17 protein-coding genes are annotated in these 17,390 nt (G+C 42.9%); 1 reads left to right on the top strand and 16 read right to left on the bottom strand.

The window, feature by feature from the left end; all coding sequences use genetic code 11:
* Window positions 1–109: 109 nt before the first annotated feature.
* The 4 genes from AC787_RS10015 to AC787_RS10000 all read right to left on the bottom strand — a co-directional run bounded on the left by AC787_RS10015 (window position 110) and on the right by AC787_RS10000 (window position 3,821).
* Window positions 110–1,192 (bottom strand): efflux RND transporter periplasmic adaptor subunit, encoded by a 1,083-nt coding sequence (locus AC787_RS10015; protein WP_054024639.1) that lies wholly within the window; start codon window positions 1,190–1,192, stop codon window positions 110–112.
* Between the two features lie 26 nt (window positions 1,193–1,218).
* Complete coding sequence (locus tag AC787_RS10010; RefSeq protein ID WP_054024638.1) at window positions 1,219–2,571, bottom strand: ABC transporter permease; 1,353 nt, start codon at window positions 2,569–2,571, stop codon at window positions 1,219–1,221.
* The gene (locus tag AC787_RS10005) at window positions 2,561–3,280 is read right to left on the bottom strand and encodes an ABC transporter ATP-binding protein (protein ID WP_054024637.1); all 720 of its coding nucleotides are present in this window, start codon (window positions 3,278–3,280) and stop codon (window positions 2,561–2,563) included. Before AC787_RS10005 ends, AC787_RS10010 begins: the two co-directional genes overlap by 11 nt.
* A gap of 166 nt (window positions 3,281–3,446) precedes the next feature.
* Window positions 3,447–3,821, bottom strand: coding sequence for a LysM peptidoglycan-binding domain-containing protein (locus AC787_RS10000; protein ID WP_054024636.1), 375 nt, complete (start codon window positions 3,819–3,821; stop codon window positions 3,447–3,449).
* 158 nt (window positions 3,822–3,979) lie between these two features.
* Between AC787_RS10000 and lexA the strand changes: the two genes are divergently transcribed.
* Window positions 3,980–4,600: a transcriptional repressor LexA gene (gene lexA, locus AC787_RS09995; protein ID WP_054024635.1), complete on the top strand. Its 621-nt coding sequence runs from the start codon at window positions 3,980–3,982 to the stop codon at window positions 4,598–4,600.
* A gap of 79 nt (window positions 4,601–4,679) precedes the next feature.
* Here lexA and AC787_RS09990 read toward each other — a convergent pair whose 3' ends face one another.
* The 12 genes from AC787_RS09990 to AC787_RS09935 form a co-directional block, all read right to left on the bottom strand.
* Window positions 4,680–5,156: a GNAT family N-acetyltransferase gene (locus AC787_RS09990; RefSeq protein ID WP_054024634.1), complete on the bottom strand. Its 477-nt coding sequence runs from the start codon at window positions 5,154–5,156 to the stop codon at window positions 4,680–4,682.
* A gap of 411 nt (window positions 5,157–5,567) precedes the next feature.
* Window positions 5,568–6,197, bottom strand: coding sequence for a hypothetical protein (locus AC787_RS09985; RefSeq protein ID WP_235560943.1), 630 nt, complete (start codon window positions 6,195–6,197; stop codon window positions 5,568–5,570).
* A gap of 245 nt (window positions 6,198–6,442) precedes the next feature.
* On the bottom strand, window positions 6,443–6,865 hold the full coding sequence (locus AC787_RS09980) for a VOC family protein (protein ID WP_054024633.1): 423 nt from the start codon (window positions 6,863–6,865) through the stop codon (window positions 6,443–6,445).
* A 210-nt stretch (window positions 6,866–7,075) separates the two neighbouring features.
* The gene (gene glnA, locus AC787_RS09975; protein ID WP_054024632.1) at window positions 7,076–8,404 is read right to left on the bottom strand and encodes a type I glutamate--ammonia ligase; all 1,329 of its coding nucleotides are present in this window, start codon (window positions 8,402–8,404) and stop codon (window positions 7,076–7,078) included.
* A 45-nt stretch (window positions 8,405–8,449) separates the two neighbouring features.
* Window positions 8,450–8,860 (bottom strand): MerR family transcriptional regulator, encoded by a 411-nt coding sequence (locus tag AC787_RS09970; protein WP_053376247.1) that lies wholly within the window; start codon window positions 8,858–8,860, stop codon window positions 8,450–8,452.
* Window positions 8,861–8,922: 62 nt separating this feature from the next.
* Complete coding sequence (locus AC787_RS09965; RefSeq protein ID WP_082360702.1) at window positions 8,923–10,215, bottom strand: aminotransferase class I/II-fold pyridoxal phosphate-dependent enzyme; 1,293 nt, start codon at window positions 10,213–10,215, stop codon at window positions 8,923–8,925.
* A 119-nt stretch (window positions 10,216–10,334) separates the two neighbouring features.
* Window positions 10,335–11,624, bottom strand: a complete 1,290-nt coding sequence (gene hflX / locus AC787_RS09960) for a GTPase HflX (protein ID WP_054024631.1) — start codon at window positions 11,622–11,624, stop codon at window positions 10,335–10,337.
* A gap of 26 nt (window positions 11,625–11,650) precedes the next feature.
* On the bottom strand, window positions 11,651–12,640 hold the full coding sequence (locus tag AC787_RS09955; RefSeq protein ID WP_054024630.1) for an AAA family ATPase: 990 nt from the start codon (window positions 12,638–12,640) through the stop codon (window positions 11,651–11,653).
* Between the two features lie 116 nt (window positions 12,641–12,756).
* Window positions 12,757–13,407, bottom strand: a complete 651-nt coding sequence (locus AC787_RS09950) for a YdcF family protein (RefSeq protein ID WP_054024629.1) — start codon at window positions 13,405–13,407, stop codon at window positions 12,757–12,759.
* Window positions 13,404–13,961 (bottom strand): DUF402 domain-containing protein, encoded by a 558-nt coding sequence (locus AC787_RS09945; RefSeq protein WP_054024628.1) that lies wholly within the window; start codon window positions 13,959–13,961, stop codon window positions 13,404–13,406. The genes AC787_RS09950 and AC787_RS09945 overlap by 4 nt, the downstream gene beginning before the upstream one ends.
* Window positions 13,962–14,185: 224 nt before the next feature.
* Window positions 14,186–14,833 carry a peptidylprolyl isomerase gene (locus AC787_RS09940; protein WP_054024627.1) on the bottom strand — a complete coding sequence of 216 codons (648 nt, stop codon included), beginning with the start codon at window positions 14,831–14,833 and terminating at the stop codon, window positions 14,186–14,188.
* A 17-nt stretch (window positions 14,834–14,850) separates the two neighbouring features.
* Window positions 14,851–17,319 carry a PBP1A family penicillin-binding protein gene (locus AC787_RS09935; protein ID WP_054024626.1) on the bottom strand — a complete coding sequence of 823 codons (2,469 nt, stop codon included), beginning with the start codon at window positions 17,317–17,319 and terminating at the stop codon, window positions 14,851–14,853.
* Window positions 17,320–17,390 lie beyond the last annotated feature (71 nt).

Below are 17,390 nucleotides of genomic sequence, written 5' to 3'. Positions count from 1 at the left end.
TCCTCTCATGATGAAAAAAACTCTACTCTCTACTTTTACATTTCCACCATTCAGTTGTCAAGGTAACAGAGCTCATCTCGAATAAAGTAGCGATTGCCTACAGCATTCATTATTGCAAAACAACTTGATCCCCTGGCTTCAATCCTTCTAGCACTTCCGTCTGTTCAGGCGTTTCCAGACCAATCTTTATTTCCTTCCGCTCATATTGCCCGTTACCTGTATCTAACATCACGAAATGTTTATCTTTCTCACGTATAATCGCAATCGATGGAACCGCAGTCGCTTTTTCTTTTCGTTCAGTCTCAATTGCTCCGCTGAGGCTTAGACCCGCAATCAAATACTCGTTAGGTTCGAGTACGATTACGACTTCAAACTGCGCAGCTTGATTTAAATTGTTTTGATCCGTTCCCGTTTTTGCGAATTTCGATACTTTAAGCACTTTTCCAGAAAGGTTCAGCTCTTTCATCGCATTCATCTTGACCTTAACCGGCATGCCTGCTTTAATTCGGAATACATCCTGCTCGCCAACTAAGGCGATAAATTGCAATTTATTCAAATCAACGACCTTACCGACATACTCATTGACGCCTAGCGCTTGTGGCCGTTTGTTAGGATTATCAAATAAAAAAATTCCCGTTGCTGGTGAGCGAAAACTTGATTCATTAAGCATCTTTTTCTTTTGCTGCAGCTCCTTGGCTTGTATGCTCGCTGTTACTTCATTAACATCCTTGGACAAACGAGCGATTTCCCTTTCGACGAGCACCTTTTTCCGCGTCTCTTCCGTTGACTCCAACACGGCTGATTCATCATTCAATTGATTGAGATAATCATTTAACTCAGCCTCAAGCTTAGCTTTGCGCAGTACAGCTTCCATTTGCAAAATATCGTTCTGCACGGCTGTCTGATCCAGCTTAAACAATACATCGCCCTTCTTTACCTGTTGTCCGTCTTCTACCGCCCACTGTTTAACCTCAGAACCATAAGGTGCATAGATGAGTGTCTCCTGCTCATACAATGACTTTCCTTTTACCTCAACCGTATTTGATATCGTTTCATTCGTCACTTGAAAAGTTATCGGCTGAGAATCGGAAACGATCTCTGTAGGTCGTGAAGGATTACCTATTTTATATAGTCCAAAACTTATCCCAATAATAATAATTCCGATGATTCCCCACTTTATTTTTCTTTTCATATGTAAGCTCCTTCTTCAACCATAAATTAATCGCGCCTAATCGCTGTCAAAGCATCTGTTCTAGAAGCACTTATTGCTGGATAAATGCCTGATAAAATACCGGTACCAAGAGCGAACGCCATGCCGATTGGTATTGTTATTAAGGGAATGAAAATAATGACAGAATCCTGCTCGCCGGATAAGTTATAAATGAGGGCATTTATGCCCCAGACGATCCAATAGGAGAATAATACACCGAGCAATCCGCCGAGCAAACCAAGCAGCGCTGCCTCAATGATGAACATGTTGCGAATTTGAGCCAAATTTGCACCAAGCACCTTCATTATGCCAATTTGCCTTCGTCTCTGATATGTAGACATCGTCATTGCAACAACAATCGATATCGAAGCTATAATTAGAATAAAAACACCTATTCCAAGTGCCGCAGCTTTAATGATTTTAAACTCATTAGCGAGCCGTTCCTTCTGCTGAAGATTAGTTCGTGTTGAAACGACTAGTTTCTGGAGCTGCTTCTCAACTTGCTCAATCTTAGATTGATTATCAACTTTTACTATAATAGAGTTGTAGGCCTCCTGCTCACCGCCCTCTAACTTCAACTCTTTCTTAAGGAGTTCAGCCGTCTCTAAGGAGACGTAACCCTTCTTGTCATACATCGCCTGCTCATCGCTGACTCCTACTGGCTTCTTCAACACCCCTATTACACGCAGTGGTCTGCTAACGATTTGACCTTCTGGTGAATAAGAACGAAGCTGTATTTGTTTCTGATATAAAGCTCCTGGCACACGGTTTAACTTTTCAAATTGCTGATAGACTGTTTCGTCATATGGATTTGCATCGATTTGCTCTTGAATTTTTCGTTTCGACTCTTCATCAATAAATCCCATTGTAGCGCCGTAGCTAAGGACAATGGTTCCCGCTAAATTTGATGCTTCTCCTTGATTGATTTCATTTCCAAAAGCTGAAAGCATCTCTATATCCGTACCAATGATTTCAGTTTGCATTTGTGAAGTAAGCCCATCTAATGTCATCGTCTCCATATAGTTGAGCTGTTGATATGGTGTAGCAGCTTTGACATGCTCAATTTGCCTCATGATGTCCAGCTTTTGCTTCGTGAGCTTGCCTTTCTGCAATGAATCTGCTTCAGCAGTGGAAGCTCCACCACCTGAATATGCACCTGTACTCGCTGTCACCGTTATTTCATCCATCTTCAAATAACTATTCATTTGTTTCTCGATGTAAACTTGTGCCGATTCTCCAATACTGAGCGCAATGATAATGGCCGCACATCCAATGGAAATACCCGCTGCGCATAATGCGGTTACGACCTTTCTACGCCTTACCTGATCCCATGATAATCTTGTAATATCACTAATTCTCAATTTGAATTCCCCCCGCAAGCATACTTTCTCGAGCGGCTTCCTGCTCCGTTACGAGATAACCATCTCGCAGCGTGATAATTTTTTTTGTTTGCGCTGCTACCTCACGTTCATGAGTAACGATAATAAATGTTGTATCCATCGTTTTATTCAACTGCTTCAAAATCGCAATAATTTCTTCCTCTGTTTTCGTATCCAAATTTCCGGTAGGCTCGTCCGCAAATATGACAGACGGCTCTGTTATTAATGATCTTGCAATACTGACACGCTGCTGTTGTCCACCGGAGAGCTGCGATGGAAACAACTCTGCTTTATCTGGAATGCCTACCTGCTCTAGTAAAGCAAGAGCCTTCTTCTTCCTTAATGAAGGATGCATGGATTGAAAGACAAGCGGCAGCTCCACATTTTCCCTAACTGTCAAATTAGCAATCAGCTCGTACGCTTGAAAAATAAATCCGATATGTTTTCGTCTAAACTCTGCCAAGCGGTTTTCATTCATCGATACGATATTATAGTCCGCGATAAAGATTTGACCTTCCGTCGGCTTCATTAAGCCGGCCATTAAGTTTAGTAAAGTGGATTTACCTGAGCCGGAGCTCCCTAACAATGCGATCATTTCTCCCTTATGTACGTGAAAGCTAATTTGCTGCAGTACAGCGGTCGTTTCATGCCCATTCATAAATGAATGGGATAACTCTTCAACTCGTAACAAAATAGCATCTCCTTTCAGTCCCCTTTAATAGACGACAGCATATAGGGGTTACCCTGCAGTAAACACAAAAAAACTTTCAAAACCAAGTAGATAAGCCAGCATCTACTTCATTCAGAAAGTAATTATTTGTATAAAACATCCTATTGAATTGTAATTGATTTTAAAATTAAATGCTAGGAATTATTAACTTTTGTCCCGGTTTGATTACCGTTGATTGTAGGTTATTTCGATCTTTAATCAGAAATACAATATATCTAATGTCTTGGCTGCCATCCGAAAATTGCTTCGCAATATTCCAGAGAGTATCACCTGACTGTACCCTAATGCTTTGTTCTTCCGCTGTTGCTGCTTCAGGAGTATTACTCGAAGCGTATGTTCCCATAAGCAGGAAGCTTGTAAACAAAAGGATAAACACCCCCGTACAAACTACGAGCTTAGCAGCATGACGCTTCATTAATTGCCTCATAGAATGGTTGATCTTCGTTGCTTTGTTTGCATCTTGCTTATGAATGGTTCTATAAAAACTTGGACTGGTTATCATTTTTCAACACCCCAAACGTTTGTTCTGTTTTTAGATTACACGAACAGACGTTTGGTGTCAAACAAAAAATACGAACCTCTGTACTTAAGAACTTATGTTTGTACGAACTCGAGTTCTATGTTATAATTTTTTGCAAACCTACTAATGGAGTGATTGCAGTGTCGAAGATTTCTAACCGACAACATTCAATTCTTGAATTTATTAAGAATGAAGTCCGGGAGAAAGGCTATCCACCCTCCGTTCGAGAAATCGGCGAAGCTGTTGGATTGTTATCCAGTTCAACCGTTCACGGTCATTTAGACCGTCTAGAGAAGAAAGGTTTAATACGCCGAGATCCCACGAAACCGCGTGCTATTGAAATTTTAGATCAAGAAGGTTCGGATGGAATTATCCCGCTTTCTGTAGCGAGAGTACCAATTGTCGGTAAAGTTACGGCTGGTGTTCCGATTACTGCTACAGAAAATATCGAAGAATATTTCCCTCTTCCCTCTCATTTTGTTGGTGACAGCAGTGTTTTTATTTTGAATGTCATGGGCGAGAGTATGATTGAAGCAGGTATTCATGACGGTGACTACGTAATCGTTCGTCAACAACAAACGGCAAACAATGGTGAGATTGTTGTTGCAATGACTGAGGATGACGAAGCAACGGTCAAAACATTCTACAAAGAAAAAAATCATATTCGCTTGCAGCCAGAGAACTCCACAATGCAGCCAATATTACTTCAAAATGTAACGATTCTGGGTAAAGTCATCGGACTTTTCCGTGATATTCATTAATTCCCGCTTATATGTACATAAAGAATAGGCTGAATCCGTGCATAAGCATCGTTGATTCAGCCTTTTCTTTGATTTTATGCTAATTGTTATTCCGGAAGGTTTGGTATCGTCTTCCATTCTCATGCCTTTCAGCATATTCCCCATGAGTAAACTCCCCAATGACATGTGACCAAAAACGTTGCGCTGGAATATTGCGATCGAGTTGATACAGCTCCCACTCACCGCAATGATTTTTAATGACTGTTATCGCTGCTTGCTTACCCACACTGGCCCTTCTATATTTTCGCATGATAAAAAAATGTGCAAGGTAATAATACTTTCTATTTTCTTCCGTTACTTTTTTTACAAATGCAAAACCTGCGATCTCATTATTCACACGAATTATGTAAGGAAAATGAGTATTGGATTCCAACCAATAGTTATCTAAATCAGGCAATAGCGCGAATAGTCCTGATGAATTTACAGCTGCATCCGTATACTCAGTAAAGTCGTACATATAAAGCTGCAGCAGACGAGTCAACGTTGTTTTATGTTCAGATTTGGCGATTTTAACCACAACATTCAGATTAACCACTTCCTAACCATTCGTATGTTGTTAATACAAAACAAGCAGCTTCTTCTGAATAACTCAATGACTGCATGATTTAAAGAAGCTAATGACATACACCCAATCACTACGCATTTATCACGCATATTATATTGTGTATTCAACTCGTAAGGAGGTGCATTGAAAAATGTCCGGTTACGTGGGTGGAGCTTTTTCAAACTTAGGAACCATTTTAGTGTTATTCATTTTATTGGTGATTATCGCGTGCAGCTGCGGCTTTGGCTTCGGCTACTAATTTAAATTTTAAACTATGTTCGATTTTAGCACAAAAAGATCCAATTTATGGATCTTTTTGTGCATTCAGGACATACCCTAACCTTTAATTTAAAGTAGGATAATGAGTACTCAACGGTAAGTTATTTAAACCACACGTTTTCTGAAGAATACAGCCGTTGTTCTGGAATTCGAGTTTCTATTTAGTTTCTTACGGTTAAGCTTCGGATAATCATAAAGTAATCCTTCATATACGACTTGAAATTGTTCGTGTTTAAGAAAATCATGAGGGGTCACTTGCGTGGATGGTCGGTTCCACAAGTTTATACCGCTGCTCCGCATGGCTTCAGCAACAAACTGTGAGCAGAAATAAGAATCAGTTGGCTGAATATCCTGCTCTAAAAGTACACCTATCAATCCGATGAGATTATATCGGTAATTTTCTTTTTTCTTTTCAAACTCACGAACGACTTGAACCAATGCAGCCCTTTGTTTTTCCTTAAGAGTGATCCGAAGCAGAACACATCGTGTATCAGGAAATTGTCGAAACGTTCCAGCATAGACATCCTCTTTGACAAAACCAGCGATAAAAGGATTATTCGCACGTTTTCGCCCAAAGCTATATACATCCTGCAAATTTGAATCCAATGCAAGAGAAGCATGGTTGTAAGGTGCGCTTGTAAATAATTTGATCATCCGCGTAAACCATGTACCCGTGTCGGTAAGTAAAACATAAATACTATTATTCGAATCATCATCCATTCTGGCTTCTGTCATGCTGCACACCTCGTTTATCGTTGATTATCCAGATTAGATCGTTCATTTTCATGATAAAAAATATATGTAGTAATTGCTATAATTAGCTGGAATGATTGGCTGATATGAATATAACAAGAATACAACTATCCGAATAGTACTAAATCTATATGGTACTGGCTCTAAACAACAAAAAAACCAGTCACAAACACATCAACAATGTGTTGGACTGGTCCTCATTAATATTTGATACCATGCTACTCGTTTCATTCTATGTTAGACGAAGAACCTAGTACGTCCAAATAATGTGAATTGTACATGATCCCTAATATATTCCCAAAAGGATCGACCACAGAAGCAGTAATAAATCCTACGCCTCGGTTAGTGAGTGCTTCATACTCTGTCGCTCCCAAAGATAGTAATCTATCTAGCGTCGCTGATACATCATCGACATGCCAGTACACGACAGCACCTCCTAGACTTGTTATCCTGCCTTTTGGCGCATATCGGCTATCAATTAACCCCAACTCATGTTGGTAATCTCCAAGGCGGAACTCAGCGTATCCTGGACGTTCGAAGTATGGTTTGATGCCAAGCAATTTGGTGTACCACATCTTTGCTGCCTCTAGATCATCCGCCCAAAAACTGACGGTGGTGAGTCCTCTTAATGTCGTCTTAAATTCGCTCATTATTCATTTCCTCCTTAGAATTAAGAAAGTACCTTCAATTGTTGCCTATTTAGCTTCGCTGAATAAACGCTTTAGACACTGTATCTAAAGCAATTATAATTGTTCAACGTAGACAACAGTATGTCTGTGATCTCGCTCAATCAAACTTTATTTGTATATAAATGAACGCAAAAAAACCTCAACGCCAGAAGCGTTGAGGTTTTCAATTTTTTAGTAAAGAGTCAGATACTGATCGCGTTCCCATTGATGAACTTGTGTGCGGTACATATCCCACTCGATTTCTTTAAGCTCGTAGAAATGGGCAAGCGCGTGATCACCTAGTGCTTCGCAAATGATGTCGCTTCTCAGCATTTCGTCCAGTGCTTCTTTCAAATCTAGCGGCAAGCTTGGAATACCTGCATCCTGACGCTCTTCCTCTGTCATAATATAGATGTTCCGGTCCGTTGGTGCTGGTAATGGAAGCTTGTTCTGAATGCCGTCAAGACCTGCTCTGAGCATAACAGCAAGTGCCAAATACGGGTTAGCAGCCGGATCTGGATTCCGTACTTCAACACGAGTACTTAGACCACGCGAAGCAGGAATACGGATCATTGGCGAGCGGTTGCTTGCAGACCATGCTACGTAGCAAGGAGCTTCATAACCTGGTACAAGACGTTTATAGGAGTTGATCGTCGGATTCGTAATCGCAGCCATTGCACGTGCATGAAGCAGGATTCCTGCCATGTAGTGACGAGCGGCAGCACTAAGTCCAAGCTTGTCCTTCTCATCGTAAAACACGTTCGTATCGCCTTTGAACAGCGATTGGTGACAGTGCATACCGGAACCATTCACGCCGTACAATGGTTTAGGCATAAACGATGCATGCAAGCCGTGCTCACGAGCAACTGTTTTAACAACAAGCTTAAATGTTTGAATTTGGTCAGCAGCTTTAATAGCATCAGCATATTTAAAATCGATCTCATGCTGGCCTGGAGCTACTTCATGGTGGGATGCTTCAATCTCGAAGCCCATTTCTTCAAGAGTCAAAACAATCTCACGGCGACAGTTTTCGCCCATATCCATTGGAGCTAAATCAAAATAACCGCCTTGGTCATTAAGCTCAGTCGTAGGCTCACCGCGCTCATCGGTTTTGAACAAGAAAAATTCCGGTTCTGGACCAACATTCATTGCAGAGTATCCTAGATCTTCTGCTTCCTTCAAGGCACGTTTCAAAATACCGCGCGGATCACCAGCGAAAGGTGTTCCATCTGGCATGTAAATATCACAAATCAAACGAGCAACACGATCTTGCGTTACCCATGGGAAAACAACCCAAGTATCAAGATCAGGGTATAAGTACATATCAGATTCCTCGATACGTACATAACCTTCGATAGAAGAACCATCGAACATCATTTTGTTATCCAGCGCTTTTTCAAGTTGGCTTACAGGAATTTCAACATTTTTAATTGTTCCAAGTAAATCCGTAAACTGCAAACGAATAAATCGAACATTTTGTTCCTGTGCTATACGTCTAATATCGTCTTTAGTGTAACTCACAGAATCATCTCCTTAATTTGCATAGCCATAGTTATCGTTGTGAAATTAGCGCTTATTTAAGAAACGCGTTAATTGTCCTTGAATTAGCGAAGCTTGTCCAGGTCTTTTCTCAAGCAATTGTTGTTTAAGCAGTCGGTGAAGCTGCTGATCAGATAGCTCGCGGCGCTTCACTTCTGATTGCTCACTGACAATAGTCGCATCATCAGATTCCTTCGAGACCGGATTCATTACTTGTTTAATGCCGGCGATATTAACGCCCTTCTCAATTAACGATTTTATTTCCAATAGCCGTTCTACGTCATTAAACGAAAATAACCGTTGGTTACCTGCTGTTCTTGCAGGAACGATCAATTCATGCTGTTCGTAATAACGGATTTGGCGGGCTGTTAAATCCGTCAGCTTCATTACGATGCCGATGGGAAATAAGGCCATATTTCTGCGAATATCATCAGCCATGTCGCATCAACCTTCCAGTCGCTCATTTATATGTTCATTCTAACCGTTACTACGCAAATGTGTCAAGTTATGTAAGGTTTAATCACAATTAAACCACTATCTACAAGGCGATATAAAGCGGTTAAAACACCATATTTAGCATGAGCATACGTCAGTCCACCCTGCATATATGCGATGTAAGGTTCGCGAATCGGAGCATCAGCTGATAGTTCTAAACTGCCACCTTGAATGAACGTTCCTGCCGCCATAATGACAGCATTCTCATACCCAGGCATATCCCAAGGTTCAGGTACAACATGCGAATCAACAGCAGCCGCTTGCTGAATCCCTTGAACAAAAGCAATTAAATGATCAGCTTGTCCAAAACGAACCGCTTGTATGAGATCCGTGCGCGGCTCATTCCATCTAGGTTTCGTTTCGAAGCCAAGCTCTTCAAATAAGGCCGCAGCAAGTACGCTTCCTTTAACAGCCTGTCCAACCAAGTGAGGGGCAAGAAATAATCCTTGAAACATGGGGCGAAGCGTACCTAACATCGCGCCAACCTCTCCACCAATGCCAGGAGCAGTCAAACGATAGGCAGCCGCTTCTACAGCAAATGCTTTCCCGGCGATATAACCTCCAGTTTCGGCTAAGCCCCCGCCTGGATTTTTGATAAGCGAGCCAGCCATCAAATCTACTCCTACTTGAGTAGGTTCCAAAAGTTCTGTAAATTCACCATAACAATTGTCCACAAAAACAATCAGATCTGGTTTTATTTCTTTTACCCTATTTACGATGGTTTCAATCTCTGCAACAGTGAACGAAGCTCTCCAATCGTAACCGCGAGAGCGCTGAATGCCGATGACCTTTGTTTTTTCCGTGATCGCTTGCTCAATTTGAGCCCAGTCCAATCCACCATCTTCAAGGAGCGCGACCTCAGAATATTTCACGCCCCAATCCTGTAAGGAGCCCATGCCATCTCCAGGCTTCCCGATAACTTTATGCAGCGTATCGTAAGGTCTCCCAGTAACATACAGCAGTTCATCCCCTGGGCGAAGCACTCCGAATAAAGCACAGCTGATCGTATGCGTGCCAGAAACGAAATGCGGCCTAACAATGGCAGCTTCTGCCCCCATTACCTCTGCATATACAAGATCAAGGATTTCACGTCCGCGATCATTGTAGCCATAACCTGTTGAGCCCGTAAAATGAAAATCGCTCACTTTGTGATGTTGAAATGCTTCAATGACTTTCCATTGATTCCGTTCTGCTATCTTGTCAATTCTACGAAAAGCTTCTGAGGCAAGCACCTCGGACTGCTCTGCTAGCTGCTCTAGATGCTCCCATAGTCTTTGGTTTATATGTTGCCTGTTCATTCTGATATCTTCTCCTTAAATTTTGCGAAGCAAAATTACATCGTAAGCATGAGCCTTAAATTTTGCGAAGCAAAATTACATCGTAAGCATGAGCCTTAAATTTTGTGAAGCAAAACTTCTTACTCAATGTATTGTTTCAAACGGTGGCCATGCTGTTCGTATTCCTGCTTACTTACATGAACGGTTAGTCGTAAACTTTCCTCATTCACTTCTTGATTGATTACCTCGCCGCTTCGATAAGCAAGTGCAATCAGATCTCCGCGCTCAGCGGGCACATTAAATACCACTACATCACCGCTTAGCTTATCTTGCACGATTTGCTTTAACAGTTCTAAATCCTCAGCATCGTAAGCGCTAATAACAAGATTATCGCCGCTTGTAATCGGCAAATCTGCTAGTGAACCGTTATTTACACACATATCCTTCTTATTGTAGACCATAACATATGGTTTATCCGCAGCGCCAAGCTCACCTAAAATTTTGTTAACGACAGCAATTTGCTCATCACGCATTGGTGAACTGCTATCAATGACATGCAACACAAGATCAGCCTCGCATACCTCTTCCAATGTCGCACGAAATGCCGCTACGAGATCAGTCGGCAAGTTTTGAATAAAACCAACCGTATCCGTAAGAATGATTTCTCTGCCGTTTGGCAGTTCAAGAGTCCTAGAGGTTGGATCAAGCGTTGCGAATAATTGATTTTCTACATAAACATCTGCATGCGTAAGCTCGCGAAGCAGCGTCGATTTCCCGGCATTCGTATAGCCAACAAGTGCTACTTGAATGGCACCGGATTTTTTGCGACGCTCGCGATGTAATTTACGGTGGCGAACAACCTCGTCAAGCACCGTCTTCAGGTCAAAGATTCGATCCCGAATATGACGGCGATCCGTCTCAAGCTTCGTTTCACCCGGTCCGCGGGTTCCAATACCGCCGCCAAGCCGAGATAAGTTTTTGCTCTGCCCTGATAGACGTGGCAAAAGATAGCTGAGCTGTGCCAGCTCAACCTGGATGATTCCTTCACGAGTTTTGGCTCGACCTGCGAAAATATCCAAAATCAGCTGAGTACGATCAACGATTTTCAAATCAAGTGCTTCTTCCAAATTGCGAACCTGAGCACCCGACAATTCTTGATCGAATATGGCCGTCGTAGCGCCCAGTTCATCGGCTAATGCTTTTACCTCTTGCACTTTGCCTTTCCCGATAAACCATTTGGAATCCACTGTCTCTTTGTTTTGCGTAATTGTCGTCAAAACTTCGACCCCTGCTGTTTCCGTAAGCTGCACCAATTCTTGTAGCGAAAGCTCGGGGTCTCCGCCCTTTCGCTTATCTTTTGAAGTAACTAAGCTTATCAGTATAGCTTTTTCAATCATGTTAGTATTGGTATCGAATGTTATCTCGCTCATCTCATACTCCTTCTAATGCTACGCAATCATATTGGCTTCGTGTCCCACTTTAAATCTTCTGGTCTAATCGTCATTAACTCCTGCTTGGCGGGAACGGAACTGGCATACTGCGTAAGCAGTCGAACAGCCTGAAACCTTATCGCTTTCTCAATCGCATTTCTTACATACCGAGCATTGCTGAACGAGAACATGGTGTTTTGCTTTTCCTGCATTAAATGCTGTCTTAATTTAAATATGGTCTGAGGCTGCAATATATAATCGCGGTCCTTCGCCATAAGCTCGCTGATTTGAATCAGCTGATCAACTGAATAATCCGGAAACTCGATTTGAATTGGAAAACGAGAAGGCAAACCTGGATTTGTCAGCAAAAAATCGTCTATTTCAGCTGGATACCCCGCGAGTATGAGCACAAAATGATTTTTGTGATCCTCCATCGCCTTAACAAGCGTATCGATAGCTTCCTTGCCAAAATCTTTTTCTCCACCTCGAGCTAAGCTGTACGCTTCATCGACAAACAATACTCCGCCGATTGCTTTTCGAACAAGGTCTCTCGTCTTTTGCGCAGTATGCCCAATATATTCGCCAACAAGATCAGCACGCTCCACCTCGATTAAATGTCCTTTGGTTAGAACACCCATCTTCTGTAACAGCTTCGCGACGATACGGGCGATCGTTGTTTTGCCTGTACCTGGATTACCCTTAAAAATCATATGATACACATGAGAGCCGCCAAATAATCCTGCTTCAGAACGCATTCGACTAATGTAAAGCAACGCATATATTTCGTAAACGAGAGATTTCACATTGTCCATACCAATCATCGGTTCAAGTTCTTTCTGGATGTCAGCATAATGATCAACACCTGGCAGCGGCTTCACAGCAGGCAGCGGCTCTGCCTCTAAAGCGGGAGCAGAAGCACCAGTCTGAAATGTCTCTTGTGTTCTTAGGACCACATTGATTTGACGGGAAGGCCTTGCGGAGACATTACCGGGTCCCGATTTGACGTGTCCACTCATCTGTGGCATCACCTATCCTTTGCTTCGAAAGCTGTAGCGGCTAACCGCACTACAAGTTTATTCTACTTTGCAGCAGCATATTAGCAGATTTACAGCGTCGAATCAGAAGAACGAATTCAGAGACTTAGGAGCAAAGAGTCGAGCTTCCATTTGGTAAAAGCAAGTACTTCACGTGACTCATTATAGACAGGATTTAGTACCTTTGATTTCGTAGCAGCAACTTGAAACTGAGCAAAATCAAGCTTTTTGGCAATTTCCTTCGATCTTGCAGCATGATAATCATGTGTGATGACGATTAATGTGGTCAGGCCCTGCTGTTCCGCTATCGTCTTACTGAATTCAAGGTTTTCGTACGTGCTAGTCGCCTTATTTTCTAGCAATAGCTTGTCATCTGAAATACCTTTTGCAAGAAGATAGTCCCGCATGCCCTCGGCTTCTGTCTTCTTCGAACCGTTCCCATCTAATCCGCCCGTCAAAATAAGCTTGTCCACCGTTCCTGCCTTGTACAATTGCCAAGCAAAGTCAAGCCGCTCCTTAAGTGCCGGACTTGGCACATCATTCCACAAGGCTGCACCCAGCACAATGCCTGCATCTGCTTGAACAAGTGGTTTACTCGTATCGAATCCATTAATTAACCACAATAAATACCCGCACCAAAACACGCCTGCACATATCATCCAGGCAACAACACGAAACAAGAGCAGCCACGGACGCTTTTTCTTCGATCTTCTGCGTGGGCTGCTCCTAGAGACTGTTGCCTTCCTCATGATTCGCTTAATTCCCCGGTTCTTGCAAGTAAACTCTTGCGATGTTTAAGGCTCAGCGTAAAATACCGAAACCTTCCATTACGTATGCTCGAAAGTAATTTTCCTGCTGTTTTGCGTGCTAATGCGACATCCTTGCCATTAACATCACCTTGTCTTAAGGCATCCTCCAGCTCATCCTCATCCATGAGGAATACCTCGCCGCTAGGCAGCACGACCACGTCCAAATATAAATCATCGAACCAAGGCACCTGCTGATCGGTTAAACCTTGTGTTTTGCACACATCGATATACCATTGCACGACGCGTCCTTTATCATCAAACATCGTCGTTACGACAAAATGCTCGCCTCTTGGAAAATGCTGCATCCACAAGTATCCGCGATCTGCCAAACATAATCTACGTCCGTTATATTCCTTCCATAACGGCTCACGCAATTCATGAATCCGATAAAACGTCACGAGACCTTTGAACTCTTCACCGTCCAGCGCTAGGCACGTATAGCTTTTGCGCAAGATACGCCGCCAGTTAGCTCGGTCTGAAAATTTTCTCTTCATACGGAACGTACCCTTCCGTTCAATTGGGAAAAGCTCGCTAGCAACCTACATAGCACTTCTTGGCTTTGATTAAACAACGAACATCTTGCGACCAACGACAGTTGACATTTACCTATAAAAAAAGATTACCATATCTTAACGTCCATCTCCAGCCGACAGACAAAATAAACCAAGCTCTTCGCGATAAAATAAAAAGAATACCGCCCCGAAGGACGGTATTCCTCTTATTGCTCAACGATTTCAATCGAATTGATGATAATTTTTTCGCTGGGCAAGTTATTTTTCATTGGCGTCTCTGAAATAGCTCGTACAACATCCATACCGCTCTCTACCTTGCCGAAAATCGAATAATTAGGCTCACGATTTAAATTTGCAGCATCCGGTCCCGTGCAAATGAAAAACTGACTGCCTCCCGAATTGGGCTTGCTAGCGTTTGCCATCGCAACAATGCCTTCTTCGTATTTTATATCCGTACTAAGTTCGTCTGGTATTGAGTATCCTGGCGTGCCATAGCCGTTTCCTTTGGGATCACCGCTTTGAATCATAAAGGACTCAATAATGCGGTGAAACGTCAAACCTTCATAAAAGCCTTCTCGAGCAAGAAAAACAAAATTGTTCACCGTTACCGGCGCGTCTTCCGTAAACAGCTTGACTGTAAAATCGCCTTTAGTCGTTTTAAAATTTGCTAAGTACGACTTGTCGAGATCAATCTGCATGTCAGGCATCTTGTCCCAGTTCATCAACTTGGCTGAAGCTGCAGCACTATCCCCTTTTCCAATTCCTGAACCATTCTTGCCGCAGCCAGCTATTACCATAACTGCTGCGACAACAATGATCAGATATAAGAATGGTGCTCTCTTTCTATTCGCCATTGCTAACCACCCGTTCCTTACGTATTGCCGCCGGTTTCAGGATTTCCTAAAGCATTGTTGGTATTGTTGTTTGCGCCTGTGCTTGGAGTTGGCGTCGGACTAGGTTCACCAGTCCCGTTTCCTGGTCCTGGTGGTTCGGTCGTTCCAGGATCTGTTCCATCAATTGGAGGCAGCGTTGGTTCTCCATCCCCGCCATCTACTGGAGGTGTGGTCTCCCCTTCACCTGGTTCATCAGGGTTAGGTTCCATTGGGATGTCCGGTATTACTTCCGTTTCTGGAATGCTGACCGTAATCTTCTGGGATGGAGCACTTACCAAATCCTGCTCTGCATCATAAGCAACAACATAATATTCATAGGTCATGCCCGGGAATGCGCTCATATCGTCAACCCCAGTCGAGGTGAGCGAGTCTACGAAACGGGTGTAATCACTCTCTGAAGCTTCCTTGCGGTAAACTTGATAAGTGACCTTTCCGTCCTGATAAGGATCCCACGACAGTTGAACCTTCATTTCTTCCGGTATAAATACCGCTTTAAAATTCGTTATCGTAGCCGGCGGTTTATTTTCCTTAATGCCTTGCGGTTTCTTGAAGCTTGACTTCGCTACATCTTTCATTGCGGTTCTCATAACCTTCGAGAACATGGCCGCTGCTTGGCTGCTGCCTGTCTTAAGGATATGATCCACATTTGTCTTATCGTATCCCATCCATACTGCTGCTGTCCACTCCGGCGTGTAGCCAACGAACCATGCATCTCGAATTCCCGAGCCTTTGTAGCCAGGAATACCATGCTGTGTAGTTCCGGTTTTCCCCGCCAATGGACGATTAATAGCAGCTCTTGTGCCCGTACCGCCCTTCTGAACGACCGTTTGCATCATCTCAGTCAAATAATAGGCTGTACTCTCCGACATCAACTGCTTCGAAGGAGGGGCTTTATATTCATACTTATAATTATTTTTGCCTTCAATCTTCAAAACAGCATGAGTATCGACAGATTTACCTCCGTTTGCAAACACGCTAAAAGCCGTTGCCATTTGCATAGGAGTTGCACCTTTGGACAACCCTCCAAGAGCGGCTGTTAAATTGCGATCATCTTTTTCAAGTTCGATGCCAAGCTTGCTTGAAAAAGCAAATCCATCCTTCAAACCAACCTGATTGAGCATCCAGACGGACGCAAGGTTCCGCGAATCTTTAATCGCCTGCTGCATCGTAACTGGAGTCGCTCCCCATCTATCGGTTGGACAATAGCTGCCATAACATTTCTTATCATTTGCAAGAACAGTCCAAGGATAATACTTGCCTGATTCAAGAGCAGGGCCGTACGAGATAATCGGTTTGAAAGCTGAACCTGGCTGACGAGGAACCTCAACGCGGTTTAGCCCTTTTTTCACGTAATCTCTACCGCCTGATAAAGCTTGTATCGTGCCGTCACGGTGATCGATAATGATCATTGCGCCCTGCACCTTTTGCTCATCTTTGCTCTTCTCAAAGTTGTCATCGTCGTTAAACTGCGTATCCATCGTATCTTGTGCTTGCGGGTTAAGCGATGTATAAATCCGGTAGCCGCCAATTCGAAGCTCTTCCTCGGATTTCTTGGTTTTCTCCATCGCCTCTTCAACCACATAGTCAATAAATGCTGGATACTTTTCTGAATTTCTTTCTTCATGATTTGCTGGAATCTCGTACACAACAGCTTTCGCTTCTTCCATTTCCGCTGCTGTAATAAAGCCTTGATCATACATAAGCTTAAGCACTACCGCTCTCCGGTTCATCGAATCCTCAGGATGGTTAATCGGGTTGTAGCGATTTGGCGCTTTTGGCATAGCTGCAATTGTAGCAATCTGCCAAAGCTCCAGCTTATCAAGATCGGTATCGAAGTAAAACTTAGCTGCTTCCTTAACACCATGCACTCGCTTGCCAAAAAATATTCGATTCAAATACATCGTTAAGATTTCCTGCTTAGTCATTTTGTGTTCAAGCGCTACTGCAATCGATGCTTCTGTTGCTTTTCGGAAAAACGTTTTGTCAGCGGTTAGAAATACATTTTTCGCAAGCTGCTGCGTAATCGTACTCGCACCCTCAACAGCGCTGCGCGCGATGACGTCCTTAACGACAGCACGGCCGATGGCAAAAAAATCGATGCCTGAATGCTCATAGAAACGTTGATCTTCGGTTGCCACAATTGCATTAAGCAGCTGCTCAGGGATTTCCGAAAATTCAGCAATCTCACGATTTTCATCTGGATCGGACAATCGTGAAATTTCATTCCCATTTACATCGTAAATAATGGATGCTTCACCCATAGTCAGCTTATTCGCGTTTTCAGTCAGAACTCGCTCGCCATTCAAAACAATAAGCAAGTATCCAATGATGCCGCACACGATTGCGATTACCGCGGTGAAGAATAATCCATAAAACCATTTCTTACCTGATATTTTCTTTTTCCTCTTTGATTTAGGCGTCGTTGTTTTGCTTGGTCGTTCAGCCATAGCCGACTCCCCTCCTGTTGTTCAATAGTCTGTCTAATCTAGTTTTACCACAAAATGAAAAGAGCAACCCA

Origin of the sequence: Bacillus sp. FJAT-28004 (assembly GCF_001280845.1) — a bacterium.
Lineage (GTDB): Bacteria > Bacillota > Bacilli > Paenibacillales > Paenibacillaceae > Pristimantibacillus.
This window is presented reverse-complemented; position numbering and strand designations above follow the sequence as displayed.